Genomic DNA, 575 nt, shown 5'->3' with positions numbered 1-575 from the left:
CCTGCGGGTAGCGGAATGCATCATTCTGTCCCCGCTTTTTGAATCGGGGAAAAGCAGCCCGCTTCCGGAAGAAGTTTTTGTAAGCCCGCTCAAGGTCTTTCAGTGACTGTTGCAATGGCTGTGAGGGCGAATCTTTAAGCCATTGCGTTTCAGTGGCGTTTTTCCACTCAACCAGCCAGGAAGCCATTTTCCCGTAAGGGATGTATTTATTACCGGCCTCATGATTCTCATTCTGACGTGCCAGAGCACGATTGAAAACGAAACGACATGCGCCTGCGAAGCGCCTCATTTCACGCTCCTGTTGACCACCGGGTCTTAACTGGAATTTAAATGCTTATAGTCGTTTCACAGGCCAAATGATACTTTGGTCTATGAATAAAGAAACCGATATCCGGCGTGGAAGGCATTGTGTTTTCCTGATGCATGTTCACCTGGTCTTTGTCACCAAATACCGACGTCAGATTTTTGACTATGACGCGACAGAAAAACTACGCACTTACTTTTCAAATGTATGTGCTGATTTTGAAGCTGAACTGGTTTAAATGGATGGCGAACCAGATCACGTCCATTTGTTA

1 protein-coding gene and 1 pseudogene are annotated in these 575 nt (G+C 46.3%); one reads left to right on the top strand and one right to left on the bottom strand.

Going from position 1 to position 575, the window contains the following annotated elements:
• Window positions 1-289, bottom strand: a 289-nt coding sequence (locus tag E0D98_RS25530) for a helix-turn-helix domain-containing protein (RefSeq protein ID WP_077889328.1), incomplete at its 3' end; no start/stop codon positions are given.
• 67 nt (window positions 290-356) lie between these two features.
• Between E0D98_RS25530 and E0D98_RS25525 the strand changes: the two are divergent.
• Window positions 357-539, top strand: a pseudogene (locus tag E0D98_RS25525) (IS200/IS605 family transposase); the annotation flags it as partial.
• Between the last annotated feature and the right edge of the window lie 36 nt (window positions 540-575).

Origin of the sequence: Escherichia sp. KCJ4928, assembly GCF_004352695.1 — a bacterium.
GTDB lineage: Bacteria > Pseudomonadota > Gammaproteobacteria > Enterobacterales > Enterobacteriaceae > ECMA0423.
The sequence above is the reverse complement of the archived record's forward strand: the minus strand, read 5'-3'. Positions and strand labels throughout refer to the sequence as shown.